General features: G+C 33.1%; 22 protein-coding genes. 7 read left to right on the top strand and 15 right to left on the bottom strand.

Features of this window, described 5'->3' with window-relative positions:
• Positions 1-3: 3 nt before the first annotated feature.
• The 6 genes from Q5I06_RS01535 to metK form a co-directional block, all read right to left on the bottom strand.
• Positions 4-990 (bottom strand): beta-ketoacyl-ACP synthase III, encoded by a 987-nt coding sequence (locus Q5I06_RS01535; RefSeq protein WP_305516443.1) that lies wholly within the window; start codon positions 988-990, stop codon positions 4-6.
• A gap of 6 nt (positions 991-996) precedes the next feature.
• Entirely contained in the window at positions 997-1,980 is a 984-nt protein-coding gene (plsX, locus tag Q5I06_RS01530) for a phosphate acyltransferase PlsX (RefSeq protein WP_305516442.1), read from the bottom strand.
• A 59-nt stretch (positions 1,981-2,039) separates the two neighbouring features.
• Positions 2,040-2,189 (bottom strand): 50S ribosomal protein L32, encoded by a 150-nt coding sequence (rpmF, locus tag Q5I06_RS01525; RefSeq protein ID WP_095273487.1) that lies wholly within the window; start codon positions 2,187-2,189, stop codon positions 2,040-2,042.
• 1 nt (position 2,190) lies between these two features.
• Positions 2,191-2,556 carry a hypothetical protein gene (locus tag Q5I06_RS01520; RefSeq protein WP_370690904.1) on the bottom strand — a complete coding sequence of 122 codons (366 nt, stop codon included), beginning with the start codon at positions 2,554-2,556 and terminating at the stop codon, positions 2,191-2,193.
• Between the two features lie 6 nt (positions 2,557-2,562).
• Complete coding sequence (gene ndk / locus Q5I06_RS01515; RefSeq protein ID WP_305516440.1) at positions 2,563-2,979, bottom strand: nucleoside-diphosphate kinase; 417 nt, start codon at positions 2,977-2,979, stop codon at positions 2,563-2,565.
• Positions 2,980-3,252: 273 nt separating this feature from the next.
• The gene (metK, locus tag Q5I06_RS01510; protein WP_305516439.1) at positions 3,253-4,410 is read right to left on the bottom strand and encodes a methionine adenosyltransferase; all 1,158 of its coding nucleotides are present in this window, start codon (positions 4,408-4,410) and stop codon (positions 3,253-3,255) included.
• A gap of 198 nt (positions 4,411-4,608) precedes the next feature.
• On the opposite strand from metK, the gene Q5I06_RS01505 reads away from it, so the two are divergent.
• Positions 4,609-5,205 (top strand): peroxiredoxin, encoded by a 597-nt coding sequence (locus tag Q5I06_RS01505; protein WP_305516438.1) that lies wholly within the window; start codon positions 4,609-4,611, stop codon positions 5,203-5,205.
• 44 nt (positions 5,206-5,249) lie between these two features.
• Here the strand turns inward: Q5I06_RS01505 and Q5I06_RS01500 are convergent, their stop codons facing one another.
• Positions 5,250-5,879, bottom strand: coding sequence for a class II aldolase and adducin N-terminal domain-containing protein (locus Q5I06_RS01500; protein WP_305516437.1), 630 nt, complete (start codon positions 5,877-5,879; stop codon positions 5,250-5,252).
• Positions 5,880-6,112: 233 nt separating this feature from the next.
• On the opposite strand from Q5I06_RS01500, the gene Q5I06_RS01495 reads away from it, so the two are divergent.
• From Q5I06_RS01495 to Q5I06_RS01475, 5 genes are all read left to right on the top strand, one after another.
• On the top strand, positions 6,113-6,901 hold the full coding sequence (locus tag Q5I06_RS01495) for an HrcA family transcriptional regulator (RefSeq protein ID WP_305516436.1): 789 nt from the start codon (positions 6,113-6,115) through the stop codon (positions 6,899-6,901).
• 22 nt (positions 6,902-6,923) lie between these two features.
• Positions 6,924-7,451: a nucleotide exchange factor GrpE gene (gene grpE, locus Q5I06_RS01490; protein WP_305516435.1), complete on the top strand. Its 528-nt coding sequence runs from the start codon at positions 6,924-6,926 to the stop codon at positions 7,449-7,451.
• A gap of 21 nt (positions 7,452-7,472) precedes the next feature.
• The gene (dnaK, locus tag Q5I06_RS01485; protein WP_305516434.1) at positions 7,473-9,350 is read left to right on the top strand and encodes a molecular chaperone DnaK; all 1,878 of its coding nucleotides are present in this window, start codon (positions 7,473-7,475) and stop codon (positions 9,348-9,350) included.
• Positions 9,351-9,449: 99 nt separating this feature from the next.
• Complete coding sequence (locus Q5I06_RS01480) at positions 9,450-9,593, top strand: hypothetical protein (RefSeq protein ID WP_305516433.1); 144 nt, start codon at positions 9,450-9,452, stop codon at positions 9,591-9,593.
• Positions 9,553-10,533 carry a glycosyltransferase family 8 protein gene (locus Q5I06_RS01475; protein WP_370690910.1) on the top strand — a complete coding sequence of 327 codons (981 nt, stop codon included), beginning with the start codon at positions 9,553-9,555 and terminating at the stop codon, positions 10,531-10,533. Before Q5I06_RS01480 ends, Q5I06_RS01475 begins: the two co-directional genes overlap by 41 nt.
• 9 nt (positions 10,534-10,542) lie before the next feature.
• On the opposite strand, the gene Q5I06_RS01470 is transcribed toward Q5I06_RS01475, so the two are convergent.
• From Q5I06_RS01470 to Q5I06_RS01445, 6 genes are all read right to left on the bottom strand, one after another.
• A complete protein-coding gene (locus Q5I06_RS01470; protein WP_305516432.1) occupies positions 10,543-11,247 on the bottom strand; it encodes a tRNA (5-methylaminomethyl-2-thiouridine)(34)-methyltransferase MnmD in 705 nt (234 codons plus the stop codon).
• Positions 11,247-12,692, bottom strand: a complete 1,446-nt coding sequence (guaB, locus tag Q5I06_RS01465) for an IMP dehydrogenase (RefSeq protein WP_305516431.1) — start codon at positions 12,690-12,692, stop codon at positions 11,247-11,249. The genes Q5I06_RS01470 and guaB overlap by 1 nt, the downstream gene beginning before the upstream one ends.
• Positions 12,693-12,700: 8 nt before the next feature.
• Positions 12,701-14,059 carry an Asp-tRNA(Asn)/Glu-tRNA(Gln) amidotransferase subunit GatA gene (gene gatA / locus Q5I06_RS01460; protein ID WP_305516430.1) on the bottom strand — a complete coding sequence of 453 codons (1,359 nt, stop codon included), beginning with the start codon at positions 14,057-14,059 and terminating at the stop codon, positions 12,701-12,703.
• A 167-nt stretch (positions 14,060-14,226) separates the two neighbouring features.
• A complete protein-coding gene (coaE, locus tag Q5I06_RS01455) occupies positions 14,227-14,820 on the bottom strand; it encodes a dephospho-CoA kinase (protein ID WP_305516429.1) in 594 nt (197 codons plus the stop codon).
• Positions 14,821-14,822: 2 nt separating this feature from the next.
• The gene (locus Q5I06_RS01450; RefSeq protein ID WP_305516428.1) at positions 14,823-15,617 is read right to left on the bottom strand and encodes a spermidine synthase; all 795 of its coding nucleotides are present in this window, start codon (positions 15,615-15,617) and stop codon (positions 14,823-14,825) included.
• Between the two features lie 73 nt (positions 15,618-15,690).
• Entirely contained in the window at positions 15,691-18,219 is a 2,529-nt protein-coding gene (locus tag Q5I06_RS01445) for an FtsK/SpoIIIE family DNA translocase (RefSeq protein WP_305516427.1), read from the bottom strand.
• Between the two features lie 162 nt (positions 18,220-18,381).
• On the opposite strand from Q5I06_RS01445, the gene Q5I06_RS01440 reads away from it, so the two are divergent.
• Entirely contained in the window at positions 18,382-19,839 is a 1,458-nt protein-coding gene (locus tag Q5I06_RS01440) for a hypothetical protein (RefSeq protein WP_305516426.1), read from the top strand.
• A gap of 44 nt (positions 19,840-19,883) precedes the next feature.
• On the opposite strand, the gene Q5I06_RS01435 is transcribed toward Q5I06_RS01440, so the two are convergent.
• Complete coding sequence (locus Q5I06_RS01435; protein ID WP_305516425.1) at positions 19,884-22,154, bottom strand: PD-(D/E)XK nuclease family protein; 2,271 nt, start codon at positions 22,152-22,154, stop codon at positions 19,884-19,886.
• A gap of 61 nt (positions 22,155-22,215) precedes the next feature.
• On the bottom strand, positions 22,216-24,150 hold the full coding sequence (gene tkt / locus Q5I06_RS01430) for a transketolase (protein WP_305516424.1): 1,935 nt from the start codon (positions 24,148-24,150) through the stop codon (positions 22,216-22,218).
• Between the last annotated feature and the right edge of the window lie 10 nt (positions 24,151-24,160).

Here is a 24,160-nt window from a genome sequence, read left to right as displayed (position 1 = left end):
TATCTAGCCTCCAAAATAAAGCAATGCCGAACCCCAAGTAACCCCACCACCAAATGCATCCAGTAAAATTAAATTTCCACTTTTAAGTCTTCCACTTTCATAAACATCGTTCATTGCCATCGGGATACTTGCTGCGGAGGTATTGCCATATTTTTGTACTGTTATAACGACTTGTTCTGAAGAAAATTTTAGCTGCTCTCCAACTGCAGAGATAATACGCAAATTTGCTTGATGAGGAATAAAAAAATCTACTTGACTGGGCAAAATTTCATTCTTTTGCAATATTTCCTCAACATCGCTAATAAGCGTTTTTACTCCAAGTTTAAAGGTTTCATTTCCCTTCATTTGAATACATTGAGGAATACTCTGTCCCTGTATAAATTCACTTTTTTTAGTTACTCTTGGAGTAAATAAAAAGTCATTATAAGCACCATCTGCGGAAATATGCACATCCAAAATAGAGTGATTTTTATCTGTAGTGGGAGTAATAACAGCTGCACCTGCACCATCTCCAAAAAGTACGCAAGTACCTCTATCAGTAAAATCAAGTACACTGCTAACTTTTTCAGCACCTATGATGAGTATATTGTTATAAGTATTTGACTCAATAAATGCTTTTGCCAAAGAAAGCAAATAGATAAACCCTGAACAAGCTGTAGAAATATCAAAGGCTGGTTTATTTCTAATACCTAACTTTGCACTAATAAGACAGGCTGTAGAAGGCATATTCAAATAATCTGGACTCAATGTTGCAACAATCACCAAATCAATATCACTAGCTTGAAGTCCTGAACGATCTAGTGCAAGTTTTGCAGCTTGAAAACCCAAGTCACTTGTGTTTTCTTCATCAGAAGCAAAATAACGCGTCTGTATTCCTGTGCGTTTTTGTATCCACTCATCTGTTGTATCTAATGTTTTTTCAAACTCAGAATTTTTGACACATCTTTTAGGAACATAAGAAGCGATGGATTTTAAACAAGCGTATTTCATAAACCATCATCCCTTATTAACAAAAGCTTGAGCAATCTTCTCACAAACATTTGCTTCTATAGCTCTTATAGCTTGATAAATAGCACACTCAATTGCCCTAGCGTTACTTTTTCCATGGCTAATAATAACAGTTTTATTCACACCTAAAAGGGGGGCACCGCCATATTCTGCATAATCTAACTTCTTCTTGAGCTTGGCAAAAGCACCTTTGAGAAGATAACCGCCCAAAAGCCCACTCAAAGAAGATTTAATATGTTCTTTTAAAATATAGCTTACCGAAGTTGCCACACCTTCACTCGCTTTTAAGACAATATTTCCAGTAAATCCGTCACAAACAACAACATCTATGCTTCCATTATAAATATCGTTTCCTTCAACATTTCCTTTGAAAAAATCATACGATTTCAAAATTTTAAAAGCTTCTTTTGTGAGTTCATTCCCCTTAGAATCTTCCTCTCCATTTGTCAAAAGTCCTACACGTGGCTTAGCATAACCTAATACATTTTTGGCATACTCATAGCCCATAATAGCAAAATCAACAAGATATTCAGGTTTGCAATCAGTATTTGCACCAGCATCTAAAATAATGCTAGGATTTGCAGTAATAGATGGCATTAATGTACAGATTGCAGGTCGTGCAACACCCTCAATTCTACCGACCCTCAAAGTAGCAAGACTCATTGTTGCCCCACTATGTCCTGCAGAAACAATCGCTTGAGCTTGATTATCTCTAATAATCTCCATACCAACATAAATAGAAGATTCCTTTCTTTTTGCTGCAATAGATGCAGCCTCTTCCATCCTAATATAATCAGAGCAATGCACAACTTGAACTCTATCAACAATATCTTGAGAAATCAAAGGTTTTATCAAACCCTCATCACCTACTAATATCGCTTGAAAATTTTGATTTTTTAAAGCTCTCTTTACTCCATCTATGATGGGTAAAACACCATTATCGCCACCCATGACATCAATAACTATTTTCAACATTAAGCCCTTCCAATATAAATTAAATTACCAACACTAGCGGGGTTTATAATCTTGTATTACTTATAAGAGCCTGTAAACTTATTTATATGATGGGGCATTTTCCAACTTCCGTCTTTATCGCGAACAGGTCGTGCCAATGTTACTTTATAGTGTGTTCGTCTCTTTGCTGCCCTAGTCTTACTTACTCTTCTGTCGGGAACTGCCATTTTATACTCCTTGTTCTTCTTTTATATGATAGTCCATTTTGATTGATTCTATCTCACTTTGTAAAATATACTCTACATCAACAAAGCCATCAAAGAACTCAATGATATCAAAATCATCAAGTCTTGAATTTTGGCTTTGTATATCCCAGATACCATCTGAAATATACAAAACCAAAGGTTGTTCAAAAAATTTAACAAACAAATCTCCACTTATATCGCAAATAAGCTCCAAAGAACCTTTCAAAATAGCTTCCATTTGAAAGATTTTTGAAGTTTTTCTATAAATCTGACCCTTTAATTCAATCCCATCAGAAGTAATAGAAAAAGTCTTTGGGAGTTGAGTTATTTTTCTCATTTCTATTTTCATCTGAAGCTAACAAATTTCCCTTTTTGAAAAGAAAAATTCGATTTCTAATTTTGCATTTTCAATGCTATCACTTCCATGAACCGCATTTGCATCTATGCTTTCTGCAAAATCTGCACGAATAGTTCCAGGCTTTGCCTCTTTTGGATTTGTAGCTCCCATTAGATCGCGATTTTTAGCAACAGCATCTTCACCCTCTAACACCATAGCCACTACAGGACCACTGATCATAAATTTTACTAAATCCCCAAAAAAAGGTCTTTCTTTATGCACAGCATAAAAAGCCTTCGCATCATATTCTGACAATTGAAGTTTTTTTATAGCCACAATTTTAAGATCGTGACTCTCAAATCTATCGATAATTTTCCCGATCACTCTTTTTTGCACCGCATCTGGCTTGATAATTGAAAGTGTTTGCTCTACCATGAAATAAATATCTCCTCATTTGTGTATTTTGCGACCATAAATAATCCAAACTGAAATTATAGCTAAAAATAATATTCAAAATGCTTAAGGTATGCTATTAATGTAGAATTTTTTGAGTTTTGCAATAAATAAAGCAATACCACAAAAGAAAATCAAAAAACTTTAATTTAAGAACTTGATTGAAGAATATCTTTCAATCAAGTTCTAACAGATGTTTTTGCCAGAAGAAAAACCTATAGTCATATTAAATTCTAAAAAACTAAATCCTATCACTCACATTCCCAAAAATTCTTTTATTTCGGTCACTTTATCTATTTTTTCCCAACTAAATTCTGGCAATTCTCTTCCAAAATGTCCGTAAGCAGAAGTTTTTCTATAAATAGGTCTAAGTAAATCTAAACTTTCTATAATTCCCTTAGGGGTGAGTCTGAATACTTTTCTAACACAAGCTTCTATTTTTGCATCATCATATTTAGATGTACCATGCGTATTTACATAAATAGACACAGGTTCTACGACTCCAATAGCATAAGCTAATTGCACTGTAGCTTTTTCACAAGCTCCACTAGCAACTAAATTTTTAGCGACATATCTAGCTGCATATGCTGCACTTCTATCAACCTTACTGGGATCTTTTCCACTAAATGCTCCTCCGCCATGAGGACAGCTCCCGCCATAAGTATCTACAATAATCTTTCTGCCTGTAAGTCCAGCATCTCCTTGAGGTCCACCAATGACAAATTTTCCAGTTGGATTCACATGATATTTAATATCATTATTCAAATACTCCTGAGGTAATATCTTATGAACAATTTCCTCTATGACAGATTCTCTGAGATGCTTTTGATCAACCTCAGGAGAATGCTGGGTTGAAATAACAATTGTATCAATAGATACAGGTTTTCCATCTACATACTTAACGGTTACTTGAGACTTACCATCAGGTCTTAAAAAAGGAAGTGTCCCATCTTTTCTTTTTTTTGCAAGTGCTTCAGTGAGTTTGTGAGCAAACCAAATAGGTAAAGGCATCAATGAATCAGTTTCCTTACAAGCATATCCAAACATCAATCCCTGATCTCCAGCCCCTATCTCACCATCAGATCTATCTACCCCTTGATTAATATCAGGACTCTGCTCACCAATTCCATTCAATACAGCTGCACTTCGATAATCAAATCCATACAACGCATCTGTATATCCTATATCTTTAATAACTTCTCTAGCAATCTCTTGCATAGGTGCATAAACAGATGTTTTTAATTCCCCAGCTATGACGCAAAATCCATTAGAAACAAGCGTTTCACATGCAACTCTAGCATTTTTATCTCTACCTATTATATAATCCAAAACAGCATCGCTTATTTGATCTGCCATTTTATCTGGATGACCTTCAGTCACTGATTCAGACGTAAAGAGAAATTCATTTTTCATAAAACTCACCTTGTATTTTAAAATTTTCCTTCGGATTGTACCACATTTTTGACAAATATTTCCATATAAACACATCTTCGTTTTGTGTTCCCAAAAGACATTACTTATCAATTAACTTTTGATTGTTATTATTTCTAATTGATAATTATTATCTCATTATCAAAATCAAGAACATAGAATTAACACTAAGGAGAAAAAATGTTAGTAACAAAAAAAGCCCCTGATTTTAAGGCTGCGGCTGTATTGGCTAATAACCAAATCGTAGAAGACTTTGAGTTGTCAAAAAATCTTGGCAAAAATGGTGCAGTTGTATTCTTCTGGCCAAAGGATTTCACATTTGTGTGTCCTTCTGAAATAATTGCTTTTGACCATCGTGTAAAAGATTTTCAAGAAAAAGGTTTTAATGTTATTGGCGTATCTACAGATACTGAAGTAGTGCATTTTGCTTGGAAAAATACTCCTATTGAAAAAGGTGGTATTGGCAATGTAACTTTCCCAATGGTTGCTGATGTAACTAAACAAATTTCAAGAGATTATGATGTGTTGTTTGATGGAGCAGTAGCTCTAAGAGGATCTTTTTTGATTGACAAAAATCAAGTTGTTAGACACGCTGTTATTAATGATTTACCACTAGGTAGAAATATTGACGAAATGCTAAGAATGGTAGATGCTTTGGTATTCTTTGAGCAAAACGGTGAAGTTTGTCCAGCTGGTTGGAGAAAAGGTGAGAAAGGAATGAAAGCTACTCACGATGGAGTTGCTCAATATCTTTCTGAAAACGCAAACAAACTATAATTCTCATTTAGGCTAAGGAACACTCCTTAGCCATATTTGAAAACTTAAATATTAAACCTCGTTTCATTTTCATATCCAATATCTACCATCTTAGCTAGATTTAATAATTTACAACTATTTTCTATTAAAGCGATCGTTTTTGCCAAAGAATACAGATCTCTGTGATAAGCATAAATTCCATATCCCTTTATAAATATAAAGTCTTTTTTTGTTTGTTTAAAATATCTCAAAATGTTAATATCCGCTCTTTCATACCAACTATCATAATCTTTTGGATCAAAAATATCTATCTGTTTACCTAAGAAACGATAACCAAAATAATCCTTTGGAATCAAAACATCATGTGATAAAGAATATGCTACGCTATAAGGTGGCATAGCATATACAACAAAACGTGCTTCTGTAATATTTTGATAAATATTAGAATGAATGAAAGCATCTATACTTGCTTCCTGCCAACGATAGTCTTCTTTATCATAAAGCATAATCAATGAATTGCTATCTATCCTATCAAAAATAGCATCTTTTTTGTTTATCAAAAATCTATTTTGAGATATTCTGGAAGATATAGATCCATGAAAAACGCCAAAGAAACTCTTCCTAAACATCGCCAAAGAAACACTACTGATTTGTTCAACCAAAGATTGATCTATATTTTTTGTATGTATATTCATAGGGCTATTCTAACATTTAATTACTTACAATCACAATAAAAATATTTTCATCGATATTTCAAGATATTTATATAAAGAATATTTAGTCATCTACTTTATATAAGTTTATTGATATTGACTAAACCTTTTAAAATTTTAGCAATAATTTTATATGAATGCTAATTTCATTAACTTTTTTTGCTATAATACCGCAAGATATTTTTCGCATTAAAAACGCAAATAAGGTTTTAGATATGAATCATAAAAAAGATTTGCTTTTAGATGGAATCATCAAACGATATGTCCAATTCAATGAACCGATAGGATCGGAGTCTCTAAAAATGTCTATGAGCATAAAAATTTCCTCTGCGACGATTAGAAACTACTTTAAAATTCTTTCAGAAGAAGGAATCTTAACCCAACCTCACATCAGCAGTGGAAGGATTCCAACCAACAGGGCACTCAAAGGCTACTGGAGAGCCAATCTCCAATACAAAGAAAACATTCTAAATGTAGATATTGGGAAAATCCAACAAGCCTGTCAAAAAATTGGTGTTTTTTGTGTTATTAGAGAAAAAACATCACAAATACTAAAAGAGGTTATCAATTATGAGAATAGATTTTTAATATTAGCTTTTGAAAACAACGAAATTGCTGTTCCCTTTAATCATTCTGTGGAGCGATTTTTAAAAGAGCTTATCGGATTGGAATTTGAGGATATTAAAAAAATTGCTTCTCAAGTTTGTGCTACAGCCCTACTAGAAAAACTAAATCTTGTTTCTAATGTAGCTTTACACAAATTTGGCATAGAATTTTTAGCTCTTCTACTTAGGTATCAAGAGTTTCATAAATTATTCTTTGAAATAACTGATGGACATATTTTTGATAGATTACCTAAGGGAATCTATTTTGAAAATACCGTTCCAGAAGGTAGTATTGGTATTGTTCAAGACATCAGTATTGATAAAAAAGAGGCACAAATGTTTTGTATGGGGGAACTAAACAAGAACTATACATATTTTTATGAAGAAATAGCTTCGTAAATTTAACATCAAAGGAGTAAAAATGGAAACAAACCCAGAAAATCAAGAAGAAATTCAAGATCAAGATATATCTAAAGAAGATTCTTCCAAACAAGAAGATACCCCAAAACAGGAGGACTATGAAAAAAAATATCAAGAACTTCAAGAAAATTATATTCGTGTTCACGCGGATTTTGAAAATACCAAAAAACGTCTTGAAAAAGACAAATACCAGGCTTTAGAATACGCTTATGAAAAAATAGCACGTGATCTATTGCCTATTGTGGATACCCTCGAAAAAGCACTCCAAAGTGCAAAAGAAACTTCAGGAGCGGAGGGTATTTCACAAGGATTAGAACTCACGCTTGATAATTTGCATAAAGTTTTAGCAAAACATGGTATTGAAGGAATTTCTTGTAGTGAAAACTTCGATCCTAATTTCCATGATGCTATTATGCAAGTTCCTGCAGAAGACAAACAAGATGGAGACATCGTGCAAGTTTTACAGAAGGGTTATAAGTATAAAGAAAGAGTTCTAAGACCAGCAATGGTAAGTATCGCAAAAAACTAAATTTAATACAAAGGATAAAAAATGGCAAAAGTAATTGGAATCGACTTAGGAACAACAAATTCTGCGATGGCAGTTTATGAAGGAAATGAAGCAAAGATCATCGCTAACAAAGAAGGTAAAAATACAACTCCTTCCATCGTGGCTTTTACAGATAAGGGTGAAATATTGGTAGGTGAACCTGCAAAAAGACAGGCCATCACAAATCCTCAAAAAACTATTTATTCTATCAAAAGAATTATGGGCTTAATGTTCAATGAGGATAAAGCTAAAGAAGCTGAAAAAAGACTTCCTTATAAAATCGTTGATAGAAATGGAGCCTGTGCAATAGAAATAGCAGACAAAGTTTATACTCCCCAAGAAATCTCTGCAAAAATCTTAATGAAACTTAAAGAAGATGCGGAGGCTTATTTAGGAGAAGAGGTAAATGAAGCTGTTATCACCGTTCCTGCATACTTTAATGACGCACAAAGAAAGGCTACAAAAGAAGCAGGGACTATTGCTGGTCTGAATGTTTTAAGAATTATTAATGAGCCCACATCAGCTGCCCTTGCCTATGGACTTGATAAGAAAGAATCAGAAAAAATCATGGTTTATGATCTAGGTGGAGGAACATTTGATGTTACTGTCCTAGAAACAGGTGACAATGTTGTAGAGGTTTTAGCAACTGGTGGAGATGCTTTTTTAGGCGGTGACGACTTTGATAATCGGATCATTGACTGGGCAGCAAAAGAATTCAAGGACGAAAGTGGCATTGATATCAAATCCGATATTATGGCCCTTCAAAGACTCAAAGATGCGGCTGAAAATGCAAAAAAAGAGTTGAGTTCAGCTCAAGAAACTGAAATTAATCTCCCCTTCATTACTGCTGATGCAAGTGGTCCAAAACACTTTGTAAAAAAACTAACACGAGCTAAATTTGAAAATTTGATAGATGATCTCATAGATGAAACTATCAAAAAAATTGAATTTGTTATCAAAGATGCCGGACTTAGCAAAGGCGATATTTCTGAAGTGGTAATGGTAGGTGGCTCTACGCGAATTCCAAAAGCTCAACAAAGAGTAAAAGATTTTATCGGTAAAGAGCTCAATAAATCTGTAAATCCTGATGAAGTTGTTGCTATTGGTGCGGCCATTCAAGGAGGGGTTTTAAAAGGTGATGTAAAAGATGTATTGTTGCTCGATGTAACACCACTTAGTTTGGGTATTGAAACTCTAGGTGGAGTAATGACCAAGGTAATAGATAGAGGAACAACCATTCCTGCAAAAAAAGCTCAAGTATTCTCAACTGCTGAAGACAATCAACCTGCAGTATCTATTCATGTTTTGCAAGGAGAGAGAGAACTAGCTAAAGACAATAAATCTCTAGGAAAATTTGATCTTACAGGCATTCCAGCTGCCCCTAGAGGAGTGCCTCAAATTGAAGTTACTTTTGATATAGATGCAAATGGAATCTTAACTGTATCAGCAAAAGACAAAGCGAGTGGAAAATCTCAAGAAATCAAAATTTCTGGATCAAGTGGTTTATCTGATAGTGAAATAGAAAAAATGGTGAAAGATGCTGAACTTCATAAAGAAGAAGATTCCAAAAGAAAAGAAGCTATTGAATCAAGAAATCAAGCTGATAGCTTAGTGTATCAAACTGAAAAAAGTTTAACAGAACTAAAAGACAAGCTCGAAGCTACAGAAGTAGAGAAAATTCAAAAAGCTCTTGATGATCTCAAAGAAACTTTAAAAAATGAAAATGCTTCAAAAGAAGAAATCGATACAAAACTAAAAGCTTTAACTGAAGCTAGTCACAAACTTGCTGAAGCTATGTATGCAAAAGAAGGTGGCGATCAAAATGCTCAATCCAACAAAAATAAAAAAGATGATGATATCATTGATGCAGAAGTAGAATAAAATTCGATTATCCATCCTCGCCTTTAATGGCGAGGATTTCAAGCAATCTTTTATAAAAATCTCTATACAATTCCCCATATAATCTCAAAAAGGATATTGATGCAAAACACAACCGCTCAAAAACAAATTATTCCAGTGATGTTTTGTTTTGATACTAATTATGTTATTCCTGCTAGCGTAGCTTTTTTTTCGCTACTAAAAAATACAAAATATACCTATATGGGGGGGGGGGATAGAATATAAACTCTATGTTCTACATGATAACATCACCCAAGATCAACAAGCCTCCCTACAAAAGACCATTGAATCCTTTTCAAACTGTTCTTTGGAATTTATTAATACTAAAGGACTCTTTAGCGATATTTGGGAAAGTCTTACTTCAAAACATCATTTCAGCAAAGAAATTTTTTATAAATTTATTCCATCAAGATTTTTTCCGCAATATGACAAAATAATCATTACAGATGTTGATGTAGTATTTCTAGGAGATGTGAGCGAGAGTTTTTTAGATTTTGACGCAAACACTTCCTCGTATCTAGCAGGAATCAAATTAAACAATCCTGATCAATTTTATCCTCTTATCGGCTGGAAAGAGGGTTATAAAAAGTTCTCAAAAATAGAATTTGAAGCAATTCAAAATGGCATAGGTGCAGGATATTTTATCGCCAATCTAAAAGCAATGCGAAAAAATAATATCGAACAAAAATTCATCGATTATGCAACATCAAATATCCACAAGCTTATCCTACCTGAACAAGATGTGCTCAATATCATTTGTTATCCGCATATTCATACACTTAGTCTCAAGCATATGATTGCAAATTATACTTGGAAAGTGTGTGGAGAAAAATGGGAAAAACTCTCACCTTGTGTTTATACTCAAAAACAAATTGACGAAGCCAGACTTCAACCGATTCAAATCCATTATGCAGGTCATAAAAAGCCTTGGTTTTATACAGATGAACCCAAATCCGATCTATGGTTTTTTTATCTCGCACAAACTCCTTTTTTACAAGAACATCTCAATAGACTACCATGCACAATCATAGCACTGCATAAAAAAACTCTATTGCTATATAGAATCAAATCCTATCTTCAAAAAAATCCTCTATTTTTATTTCAAGCTAGTTTTTATCTTAGGTTTTATAAAAAAATCAAACAAATATTAAGATTTAACTCATAAAAGAAATGCTTAGTTATATTCAATAAAATTCAATTTATCTAGTGGTTTTTTTGTCAATAGAGTGCTTTTTCTAGTAAAGCCACTTTGATGTTCATAAACAAAAAAACCCGCCTCTTTGGCTGTTCGTTTTACAGCTGAATGCGTACAATAAGTTGTAACAATAGATTCATCTGTTGCTATTTCAAATAGCTTTGCAAAATACTTGGCATCCCATAACTCTGGATTTTTTTTCAGGCTAAAGGGATCTTGGTAAATAATATCAATGCTATTTGTTCTAAAGGTATCAAGATATTCTCTAGCATCACCAAAAAATATTTCAAGACTAATCTGTGGAGTTGGAAAGGATTTTTTAGTAGTTTGCAATTCATTGATAATCTTAAAAATATCAATATTTTCAATCTCTGCAGGATATTCTAATAAAGCTAATTTTTCAAATATTTTTCCGTCTTTTTCAGGTGAAAATATCTCTAATTTCCCTTTATACCGCCTCTTCAAATACTGTGAAATAGTTGTAAAAGAATTGTATCCAAGTCCAAAGCAAATATCCAAAATCCTAAGATGCGACTTGTAAAACAGATTTGTGAGCTCTATGGGTGGCAAAATATGTTTATATAATGTCTCTGTATAAGCGCCATCTCCAAGACTATGATAACATTCATTGAATTCTTTGTTATACAAAGTGAAGGTATTATCACTAGTTTTGATGACTTTCATCATCCGTGATAATTAGGAGCTTCTTTTGTAATATCAACATCATGAACATGTGATTCTCTAAGTCCAGCAGAAGTAATTTCTACAAATTCTGCATTTTCTTGCAAATGTCTCAAGTCCTTACTACCCAAATACCCCATAGAAGATCTAAGTCCTCCAACTAACTGATGTATCACATCAGCAATCTTTCCCCGATAAGGCACCCTACCCTCAATACCCTCAGGAACAAGTTTTTCTTGAGCTGTCCCTTCTTGGAAATATCTATCTGAGCTACCCTTACTCATTGCACCAATGCTTCCCATTCCTCTGTAACTTTTATATTGTCTGCCTTGGAAAATCATCAAATCTCCAGGGGATTCTTCTGTTCCAGCTAACAAACTCCCTATCATGACGCTAGAAGCACCTACAGCGAGAGCTTTTGCGATATCGCCTGAATATTTTATCCCTCCATCTGCAATAATAGGTACTCCATGCTTGATTGCTACACCTGCACAACCATCAATAGCTGAAATCTGAGGCATACCTACTCCAGCTACGATTCTTGTAGTGCAAATACTACCTGGTCCTATACCCACCTTTATTGCATCTGCTCCAGCACTAATAAGATCTGAAGTAGCCTTAGGAGTCACAACATTCCCAACAATAACATCTACTTTTAATTTATTTTTTACATTTTCCAATGTTCGAATAACATTAACAGAATGCCCATGAGCACTATCTAATACCAATACATCTACACCCGCTTGAACCAACGCTTCTGCCCTATCAATCTGATTGACACCTATAGCTGCACCAACCCTCAATCGCCCCAATTCATCTTTATTTGCATTAGGATATTCAATACGTTTTTGAATATCTTTAATAGTAATCAAACCTTTTAGAACATTTTTATTATCAACAATGGGAAGTTTTTCTATCCTGTGTTTGTGCATAATCTCTCTAGCTTCTTCCAAACTAATACCTACATTCGCTGTTATAAGTGGAGCTTTTGTCATTACATCTCCAACCTTTTTACTCAAATCTGTTTCAAATCTGACATCTCTATTAGTGAGAATACCTATGAGTAATCCATCAGAATCAACAACTGGAACGCCTGAAATTTTATAATTATCAGTGATTGCCTTTGCATCTGCCAAGCTACGATTAGCTTGGATATAAATAGGATCTGTAATGATGCCACTTTCACTTTTTTTGACTTTTTTTATTTGATTGACTTGAGAAGCAATATCCATATTTTTGTGGATAATCCCTATTCCGCCTAATCTAGCCATCGAAATAGCTGTTCTATACTCTGTTACTGTATCCATAGCCGCACTTACAAAAGGAATATTCAGAGTGATATTTCTAGTGAGTTTAGAGACAACACAAACCTCTTTTGGTAACACTTCAGAGTAACCCGGCACTAATAATACATCCTCAAAAGTTAGGGCTTTTTGTATCAATCTCATTTTTTCTCCTAATTAAAATCTATATCTAAAATCTTTTCGATTCCATAAGCACAATCAAGTATCTCTTGCTCACCAAAATTTTTTCCGATAAGCTGCATTCCAACAGGAAGATTGTCTTTTGATTTTCCCACTGGCAAAGAAATTGCAGGGATACCAGCAAGATTTACACCAATAGTATAAATATCACTCAAATACATTTCAAGAGGGGAGTGTGAACTTCCAAATTTTGGGGCAACACTAGGAGCTATAGGGCTTAAAATCATATCAGCATCATCAAATATTTCTTCATATTGTCGCTGTATCATTTTTCTGATTTTTTGAGCTTTGATATAATAGGCATCATAATAACCACTGCTTAGAACAAAACTTCCTAACATAATCCGTCTTTTAACTTCTTCACCAAATCCCTCGCTTCTAGTTTTGATATACAAATCCTTCAAATCATCCAAACAATCAGCCCTATTTCCATATCTTACGCCATCAAACCTAGCTAGATTTGAACTCGCTTCAGCAGTGCAAATAATATAATATGCAGAGATATGATAACTCGTATCTAACATACTCTTGGAAACTATTTTATGCCCCATTGATTCAAGCGTCTTGATAGTATCCTGATAAGATTTTTGAATTTCAAGATCAGCATCTTTGAGATAATCATCCAAAACAGCTATTTTAAATCTTCTATCTCCATCTAATTTTGAAAATGTCTGAGTAGAGGGTAGATTAAAACTAGTTGAATCCATCTTATCAAAACCACTGATGGCATCAAACAATATGGCACAATCTTCAATATTTTGAGTAATAGGACCAATCTGATCAAGACTAGAGCTATAAGCAACAAGTCCATATCTGCTGACCCTTCCATATGTAGGTTTTAATCCTACACATCCGCAAAACGCTGCAGGTTGTCTGATAGAACCGCCCGTATCACTTCCAAGTGCTGCTATTGCAATACCAGCAGCAACCGCTGCAGCACTTCCTCCAGAACTTCCTCCAGGAACCCTTGAAATATCTCTAGGATTTTTAGTTCTACCATAGCAACTTGATTCAGTTGTGCTACCCATAGCGAATTCATCCATATTCGCTCTTCCATAAGCACACATGCCATTTTGATGAAGTTTATCTATTACGCTTGCATTATAAGGGGATATGTAGCCTTTGAGTATCTTGCTAGCACAAGTAATCTCCCAATCTTTTACATTTATATTGTCTTTTATTAAAATAGGAACCCCTTTATCAGCACTCGATAAGGGATCTGTTATATAAGCATTTATCTCAAGATTTTCTTTGACTTTCTTTGCAATATCATCTTTTATATGTTTGAGTTCTTCTTCATTTAGCGATAAAGCTTTCTTGAGAGTTATCATATTTTTCCTTCAAATTAGGATTAATCTGCGAGAATTATAAACCTTTATAGCTTAAAAATCTCTCTAAATCCTCAATTTTTTTAAGCTATATTATGTCTCCAAAAAACCCTTAATGATAATATTTGGTAATCTAAAATTTTAAATTCACCGCATGTTAATATATCAATTCAAAGTGTTTTTAAAAAATTCTCGACCTCTTCTTGAAGATATTTCAAGCCTCTTGTGTTCTTGATGATATTTTCACTTTGCAATTTTTTCTTCTCAATATCCATTTGTGCATCAATGCGTTTTATCGCTTCTTCTTCAGAAATGCCATCTCTAGTCACAATTCTTTGTATTTGCATTTCTCTAGGAGCATAGATCAATAAAACCTTATCAACCTCATAAGTTTCTCTACCTCCAACTTCAAAAAATAATGGGATATCTAAAAAATAATATTGCTTATAAATCTCAAGATCTGAGGCTTGATTGAGTATTTCTTGACGTATTTTTGGGTGCAAAAAATGTTCTAATTTTCTTCTGTCTTTTTCATTAGAAAATATAATTTGAGCTAGTTTTTTTCTATCTATTTTCAAATCTTTGTCTAAAATATCCTGAGAAAATAATTCTTTCACTAAAGCACTATTTTCTTCCAAAACCTGATGGGCTATCTTGTCTGCATCTATAATGGTATAGCCATACAAACGTAAAATAGTTGAAACTGAACTTTTTCCTGTTCCTATACCTCCAGTAATGACAATAGCGTATTTAAAAGCTGACATATTTAATTTTTTAATATACCCTTGAGTTTTTCATTCAGAAGATTTGGCAATGCAAAACTAGCCTGATGAATATCAGGATTATAATATTTAAGTCCTTCTAGCATATCTATTTTTTGCAATAGCATATCTGCCAAAGGGTGGTATCTTTTGGACGCAAAAACAAAACCTTTGTCGGTAATAATTGACAGAGGAGCAAAAAATGGCATCACTATATTAAAAAATTCACCTGCACTTGAAATACTATCTTTAAAAGAATCAAATTCTAGCAATGGATGTTTTGTAGAAAAAATCAAAATACCTTCTTTTGAAAGCATCCTAGAAATTCCATCTATCTCATGTCTATTTGGTTGATTGAGGCAAATAATGAGATCATACTTTTTTACAGGCAAATCGATCGCTCTATCATATTTTTTAAATCTAATATCTTGAGTCACTGAAGAAAAATTTGGCAAAAAACTAATAAGAGAGTCAAAAACCTTCTCGTCGCTTTGGACAAAATCAACTTCTACTCCCTCATGCCTCAAAATTTCATAGGCAACCTCAAGATTAAATCCTCCCAATATCAAAACATTTTTTGGATCTGGATGAGAGCACATGCCTATGTGAGCATTTAATTCACTTTCAATGTAGAGATATTTTTTTAACATAATGTATTTTTCATCTATCATTGCAATTTGGTCAAAATCATCACTTTTAAAAATTTCTAAGATATGTTCCTTGCTTCTAGCATCAAGAATCTTCGTTTCGATGGTGTATTCCTGCCTAAAATTTGGGCTAATTTGTCTAGTAATCCACATAAAAATCCTTATAAAATGTATTTTAAAATATTAACTCAAAAATAAATAAATTCCAAGATATTTCGAAAAATATTTAATTCCCCACAATCTCTCTAATTCCTTTTGAATTTGGAGGAGAGAGAAATCCCTGACTTTCAAGCTCTTCAATAATGGAAGCAGATTTATTATATCCCACTCCAAGTTTTCTTTGCAGGTAGCTGATAGAAGTTTTTCTATCCTGCAAGATAATTCTTTTGGCATCATCAATGAGTTCTCCACCTTCAGAAGGAATGTTTTTAGAAACGAGATTAGATTCTTCAACGAAAAAACTCTTATCGTATTCAACCTCTCTTTGAGATTTGATAAATTCTACAATTTCTTCAATTTCTTCTTCTGATGCCCAAGGAGCATGAAGCCTAACAACCCCACTAACACCAGGGGGAGTAAATAGCATATCCCCCCTTCCTAAAAGACTTTGTGCTCCTTCAGTATCTAAAACAACCCTAGAATCTATTTTTGAACCTACTTTAAAACTAATCCTTGAAGGAAGATTGGTTTTTATAAGCCCAGTTACCACATCCACGCTAGGACGTTGGGTAGCAACTATGAGGTGAAGCCCTGCTGCTCTACCCATTTGGGCAATTCTGGCAATTGGAAATTCAGCTTCTTTTCCTCCAGTCATCATTAAATCAGCAAGTTCATCAATAATAATCACCAAAAATGGAAAAACCTCCAAACCTTCTTGTTTGGCCTTGGGATTGTATTTGTCAATATTCTTTGTCTTTGACTCACTCATAATCTTATAACGACGTTCCATCTCATTGACTGCGCTTGCCAATGCTGAAATTGCTTTTTTAGGATCTGTAATAATAGGAGTGAGCAAATGCGGTATATCACTATACATGCTAAATTCAACCATTTTAGGATCTATCATAATAAGCTTAAGATTATCTGGAGAATTTCTAAAAAGAAGTGACAATATCATTGAATTTACACCCACACTTTTACCACTTCCTGTCGTTCCAGCAATCAAAAGATGAGGAAGTTTTTTTAGATCGGTAATAAATGGATTACCAACAATATCTTTTCCAAGTGCCAAAGTAAGTGGCGAAGAAGAATTCTCAAAAAGATCACTTTCTAATATCTCGCGCAAATAAATAATCTCTGTTTTGGCATTAGGTATTTCAATGCCCACAACATCTTTTCCTGGTATTGGAGCTTGAATACGTATAGATTGTGCCCTAAGTGCCATCGCCAAATCATCTCCCAAAGTCAAAATCCTACTAACTTTGACATTTGCTGCGGGTTTAAATTCAAAAGTTGTGACAATTGGACCTGAATAAGTTCTAGAAATATCTCCATCGATTTTGAACATCTTCAGTTTTGCGAGAAGATCTTGAATTTTTTGATCGATTTCATTTTCATCAATTTGAATTGATTTAGTTTTTGGTTTTTCTAAAAGATCAAGATTAGGGAGTTTATAGTCTTTTGGTTTCTCTGGTTCTCCAAATTCAAGCTCTTGAAGAAGTTGTGTATTCTCACTAAGCTCTTTTACTATAACCGTTTTTGATCTATATGTAGGAATATTTTGAGTAAAACTAGGTATTTCACCTATAATATCTGTTCCCTGATTTTGCTGAATCGTTTGAGATGCTTCCAAATACTCTTGAGAATTAAAATTATCTACTGATTTTTCTTGAAAATGGCTAACTTCATCGGATTTCAAATCCTCTTTGAGTAGTGATGATTTTTCATCAAGATGACTTATATCTGAAAAAACCTCTTCTTTAGAAATTTTCTTTGTTGTTTGAATATTTTTTGAAATATCTCTTATGATTTTCTCAAAATCTTTGTTAGATTTTTGCTCTCCTTGTTCTTCAAAATGTTCTTTGGATAACTGATCAAAGAATTTTTTATTTTTATCCAAAAAGTATTCAACATCTGCTTTTCGAACCTCTCCTTCCTCATCTTCACCAACCAATCTAACCATATCTGCATATTTTTTTTCTTCATCATTTTTATCTACAACATGATTATAAGTGACCTTAATATTATTTTCATTAAAACGAATTTCAGGGGCTTTTAAACTAAGAGTATCTTGAGAATCTTCATCTTCTTTATTTGAAATTGAGGTTGGATTAAAGATTTGTATATCAGAAATGGGTTTAGGATGAAAATGTGCATCATTTTTAGTTTTATCAAATATTGAAATATGTTTTCCAAAGGTTTTAAAATCAACATCCTTTATGAAATCTGAAACTTTTTTAAAATACATTCTAACAACAAGAGTCAAACGCATAAAATGTCTTTGAAAAAAGATTATATAAGCAATAAAAAACATCAATAATACCAAGATAAAAATTCCAAAGGTTCCTATAAATGGATGTAAAAAATCGAAAATAATTTGACCCAAAAATCCTTTTTGAAAAATCATCGCTTGAGCAATAAGTAGCCCAAGAAATCCTAAAATTCCGCCTAGTATAAGTTCCAAACGACGTTGATTAAACTCTTGATTCTTATACAACCTATAGGCAGGATAAATCAAAAAAAGCAAGTACACATAAGAAAAATATCCAAAAATATAGATATTTTTTTCTGCAAAAAAAACCCCAAACTTCCCCACTAAGCCAGTATTACCAAATATTGTAGCGATAGAAAAAAATATAAAAGTTGCAGAAAATATGACAAAAGTGTATAATTTTTTGATAGTTTGTCCTTTTAGATAGAATTCTAATTTTAGAATTATAGCACAGTAGCGAACGCACAACAAAAATTAGGATTGATAATGCACGGAAAAATATTGAGATATTCTATTTCAACAGGTTCAGGGGTCGTGACCAATTCTTCCAAAAAAATATTTGAGCTAAGAAAAGAAAGTTGGCACGATTCCAGATTTTTGCCCGTTGTGGGTATGCTAGTGGAATTTCGATGTGATAGTAATGGATATTCAATCACAGATGCCAAAGCCTCTTATTATCAAGATTTTCCACCTGGTTCAATCATCAAAGAAATAGACTTTTGGAAAAGTAACTCCGATGAAGAACTTAAGCAAAAAGAACAGGATATTCGCAATCAAATAGCACAAAAGATATTTAAAGAAACAAATTATTTCACATTAAAAAATATCGAACTGACTTCTTCGGTACAAGATTGTTTGAAGGAATATTTTGCACAAGAATTCAGTGCGATTAATTTTATTATGAATGAATCAAATGAAAAAGCTAAAATCAACTATTTGCAAACCAAACGATTCCTATTAAAAGCAATGGATTATTTGGTATTTACAGATAGAAATATCACGATGGATGCCTTTGTTATAGATTTACAACGACTTAATAGGCTAGAGTATTCTTATAAAAATTTCACAAAAAATGTCAATATAAATGCGAGTAAAATTTATGAAGAATCTTTTTTGGACATGCAATACAACTATAGAGGCGTTACTAAAGCTATTTTAGGAACAAAAGAAAAAATTCTCCAATTAAACAACAAAATCCGCAACGGGGTGTATGAAATCAAACAAATAAGACTCAAGCTAGAGAACAAAAAAAATGATGAAAAAGCCTTGAATGCAAAACTAGAAAATATACGTGCGATCATCTCAAAATCTGAAGAAGAAATAAAAATACTCCAAAAAACTCTGGAAAATCTTACAAAATTGGCTGAAAATTTTAAGGCACAATTTTTTAAACTCTTTGAAGCAACATTTAAAAAGTTTTATGAACTTCTAATAGATAAAACAGTTGAAGCGATGAATGTGTGCGCAACACAGCTTGATGATAGGATATGGAAACTAGGAATGAATTCAAAGGCTATCAAAAACATGTTCTTTAAGCATGATATTAATGATTCATATTGCACGATGACATTTTTAGGTCAATACCTACGTAGATTAGATAAAAATAAATTAAGCGATAATGAAAAGGCTGTATATAACTACTATTATAAATATAAACAAACCCATGAGAAAAAGTTCTTGATTTTTACAACCAATCAAAAATTAGAAATGTCACTAAAAATCCAAATTATGTCTATTTCAAAAGATTATAGCGTGGTGATTGTAAAAAAAGATGGAGAATTTTATGCAAATATTAGCCGTCAAAAATTTGAATTAGGCTATATCGATCCCTATGTTGATGCAGACATCAAGCAACTTTTGGAGGAAGCTAGAAATTCTAAATGCAATGAAAATACAAAATTTACCGTCGTTTCTAAAGAGCAAATCGCAAGTCTAAAAGACTGATTTCTACTCTAAAATTAAAACTCAAAAGAAGATATTTACATCTTCTAAACACAGCAAATATCCTCATAGGGACAATATCTGCAGGTTTTCTTTTCTTCTGTAGTTTCAAAGTTTATTTCTTCGTGGAATATTTTTAATTCTTCTAGCAATTTTTGTTTATTTTTTTCAAAAGATTCCTCTTCTAATAATTCTCCTTTTTTGAGATCATAGATATAACCTTTTATTTTTCCATCATAGCCTAAAGATCTAGCTCCATAGTCATAAACTGCCAGCTGAAAATCGGGGTATTGGGTTTCTTTTTTTGAATTCACCTTTAGCTTAGATTTGTATTTATAATCAATCAAATAAATAACACCATCTAACTCATCAATTCTATCTATCCTACCTAAAAAATTAAATCCTGCTATATTTGTTCTAAATTCTTGCTCACAACCCAATACCATACAACCTTCAAAAGATCTCTTTTGTTCTATTTTCCAAAAATTTTGAAGTTCAAAAGCCGCCATTTCAATCTTAAGTTTATTGATTTTACTATCCACTTGAAATTGATCGATGTATTTTTGAAAATTGTTTTTGATAGTCTGCACATCTAAAACCTTTCCAATAAAGGCGCTGTATTGCAAATTCAAAGCCTGGTGAATGATAGAGCTTATCTCTCCACTAGAATCTTTTGGGGGTGTAAGTTTTTCTATGTAGGCATAATAAAATCTTCGCTTACAAGAAAAAAAGGTATTGAGTTTTGAAGCCGAAAATACAAAATCTGATGGTATCTTCAAAACAATCTCTTCTTTTTTGTAAATTTTTTCTTCGTTGATTGGAAAAATAGTGTATTTTTCATCTCCATTTATGATTTTTTCACTCAAATCAAGTTCATCAAGCATTTTGGAATATGGATTACTTTCGGTATTTGTAAAAACAATATCAACCTTATGAGTATTTTTAAAAATCTGTAAATAATAATGCTTTTGTAAATCCTGTCTATCTTTTACAGTAGGGATTTGTAATGATTTTCTAATAGTGGTATTTAAGAACATATCACTATCTTTATAACTAGGTACAAATTGATCGTTAAAATCCACAATCACAACAGCTTCAAAGCTAAGACCTCTGGATTCTAAGACACCCATTACTTTTATCTTTCCACCACTTGCATCATCTATACGAAAATTCATAAAATCCGATAAATACAATTCCAAAATTTCACAATAAGAGAATTCATCAAAAATATTTTTAATTTTCTCATAAGATGTTATCAGTTCGTCGTGAAAATTTATCAAAATTCCTTTATCGGAGTTAGATTCTAAGACTTCATTTGTTATCTGCACGAGCCAATATAAAGGATGTTCTTTTTCCTGTAATGGGGTTTCTTTTATAGATTTGAGCTTGTTTTTTAGTGTTTGAATATAAGGATATTCTGCTATATTTTTACCCATTGCAAGATTGAGATTATTGTGTTTATCTAAAAGCTTGAGATACTTGGCAAAATCTTCACTTGGAGTAATAATTGCTACCTTTTGAGGATCTATACCCGAACTCAACCATTCATTCACTCTTGCAAAAACCAAAGCTGTTTGTGAAAGTCTTGAACTGAAACCAAAAACTTGAATTTCGTTTTGATTTGCAATAGATTTTTTTGAAATAATTTCAGAGTTTCCTAGATTAATTTTATACTCATAATCTGGCTCAAAAGCGATATTGAGAAAATCAAAATGAGAAAGATTATACTGATCTGTTTTAATGTGTAAAAATACCGGAACCACCTCTGAAACTTTGGTCAAAATCTGCTTCTCTTGAGTGGATAAAAAACCATCTAAATAAAACTCAACACAAGAATTATTTTCAAAATATTTATTCAATATCTCATAATTATTTCCAACTAAAGCATCGTAGAATCCATATTCTTTAAGCTTTTGAGTATATTTTTCATAGATACCAAAAAGAACCTGTAAATGATCTTCGTAATCCCCGTATGTATCCTTTAAAGGGATTTGTTTAATATCTATTAAAAATGAGGTCATCTCATCAAAAAAATTAAATAAAAAAGAACTACTTTCCAAATAAGCCAAAAAACTTTTTTCAAATACGAGCATAGAAGTGAGATTTTCAGCTTGTGCGATAGCACTTAACAAAAATACCTTGCGAATATTTTTTGGTACAGCCTTGAGAAAAGGTACAAATACAATGGTAGAAAAAAACTCCCCTGCACCCATAACTTGAGGCAAAAAACCATCTTCAAATTCTCTATAAAATTCATTAATATATCTTTGGGTAGAAAACACATACAGGGGAGATTTTTGTTCAAAAAGTTCTTTCAATACAATTCCCTTTTTAATTAGTTTTTTGTATTTATTGTATCAAACATTTTAGCATCTATCCTTATTTGATCAATGCTTTTGCTCTCACGGCAATATTTTCAGCACTGAAGCCATAATGTTTGAATAACTCATCGCCTTTTGCAGAACTTCCAAAACTATCCATAACAAGCACATCATCAGCAAAAACATACCATTCAATCCCCCTAGAAGCCTCTATGGCTAGAACCTTAGTATCTCCAAAAAGGGATCGAATATATTCTTTATCCTGAGAGATAAGCAAATCATAACAAGGTACACTAACAACCCTGGTTGCAATTCCTTGACCTTCTAATATCTTTGCCCCTTCTAATGCGATATGCACTTCAGAACCTGTGGCTAAAAGTGTTATTTGTGCAGAAGCACAATCCTTCAAAATATATCCACCTCTTGAAACTTTATCTTCTTGAACTGCTCTAAGAACTGGTAAATTTTGTCTTGAAAGCACAAACGCACTGGGACTTTTTAATCCAAGTGCTATTTTCCAACAAGCAATATTTTCATACGCATCAGCAGGGCGAAACACATAAAGATTAGGAATAGCTCTGAGATGGGTGAGCTGCTCAATGGGTTGATGCGTTGCCCCATCCTCTCCTACACCAATACTATCATGAGTGAAGATATAAAATAATTTTGCTTTCATAATAGAAGCCACTCGGATACTCGCACTCATATAATCACTAAAAACAAAAAATGTCGCACAAAAAGGTAAAAATAGTCCATAATTTGCTAAAGCATTACTGATAGCTCCCATCGCGTGTTCGCGTATTCCAAAATGTAGATTTTTTCCTTTTGGAAAATCCCCTCGTCCTTCTAAATGCGTATTATTTGATGGTGCAAGATCTGCACTTCCACCAATAAACCCTTCTAGTGCTTTGGAAATGGCATTTAAAATCTTTCCATTACTCACTCTAGTTGCCAAGCTAGTTGAAGTTGAAAAATCAGGATAAACAATCTTAGAAAAATCAGGATGTTGTAGTTCATAAATCTTCTGTTTTACACTTTCTTGGAGTGAATCTTGCCAAATCTTTTCACTCAACTCCCCTCTTTCTAGTACATTTTTAAAACGAATTGCCACATCATCTGCAATCGCAAAAGTCTCCCTCTCATCAAAACCAAAAGCTTTTTTTGAAGTTCTAATAACTTCCTCACCCAAGGGTGTTCCATGAGATTTATGAGAACCTTCTAACCCTAGTGCATTTTTGGCAATCGTTGTGTTTGCAATAATAATGGTGGGTTTATCAGATTTTCTAGCATCTGCGATAGCATTATTAATGGAAATAAAATCATGACCATTACATTTTAAAACCCTCCAACCTTGTGCATCAAATCTCCTGCTTATATCTTCACTCATCGCAACATTTAAATCACCCTCTATAGTGATAGCATTGCTATCATAAATCATAATAAGATTATCAAGCCTATGATGACCTGCTATCGAAGAAGCTTCATAGCTAATACCTTCTTCAAGATCTCCATCTCCACAAAAACAATAGACTTTATGATTGATAACCTTTTCTCCCAAAATACTTTGAGCATACTTAGATGCCATAGCGAATCCAACAGCATTAGCCACACCCTGCCCTAATGGACCTGTGGTAATCTCTACCCCTTGTGTATGACCAAATTCTGGATGACCAGGTGTCTTTGATCCAAACTTACGAAAAGATTTCAAATCATCTAAAGTAATATCAAAGCCCCACAAATGGATTAAACTATACACCAAAGCACTAGCATGTCCCCCACTAAAAACTAATCTATCGCGATTTATCCAATTAGGATTTTTAGGATTAATATTAATATGAAAAGAAAGAACAGTAGCAATATCTGCTAGTCCCATTGGAGCTCCTGGATGTCCGCTATTTGCAGATTGAACCATATCCGCACACAAAAAACGAATTGTGTTAGACATTTTTTCAAGCATTGGAAGATGGTCTGGTTGTATAGATAAAGAATGCATTTTAACCCCT

Origin of the sequence: Helicobacter cappadocius (assembly GCF_030688855.1) — a bacterium.
Taxonomy (GTDB): Bacteria; Campylobacterota; Campylobacteria; order Campylobacterales; family Helicobacteraceae; genus Helicobacter_J; species Helicobacter_J cappadocius.
Note: the sequence above shows the minus strand (reverse complement) of the source record. Positions and strands in the feature narration are given on the sequence as shown.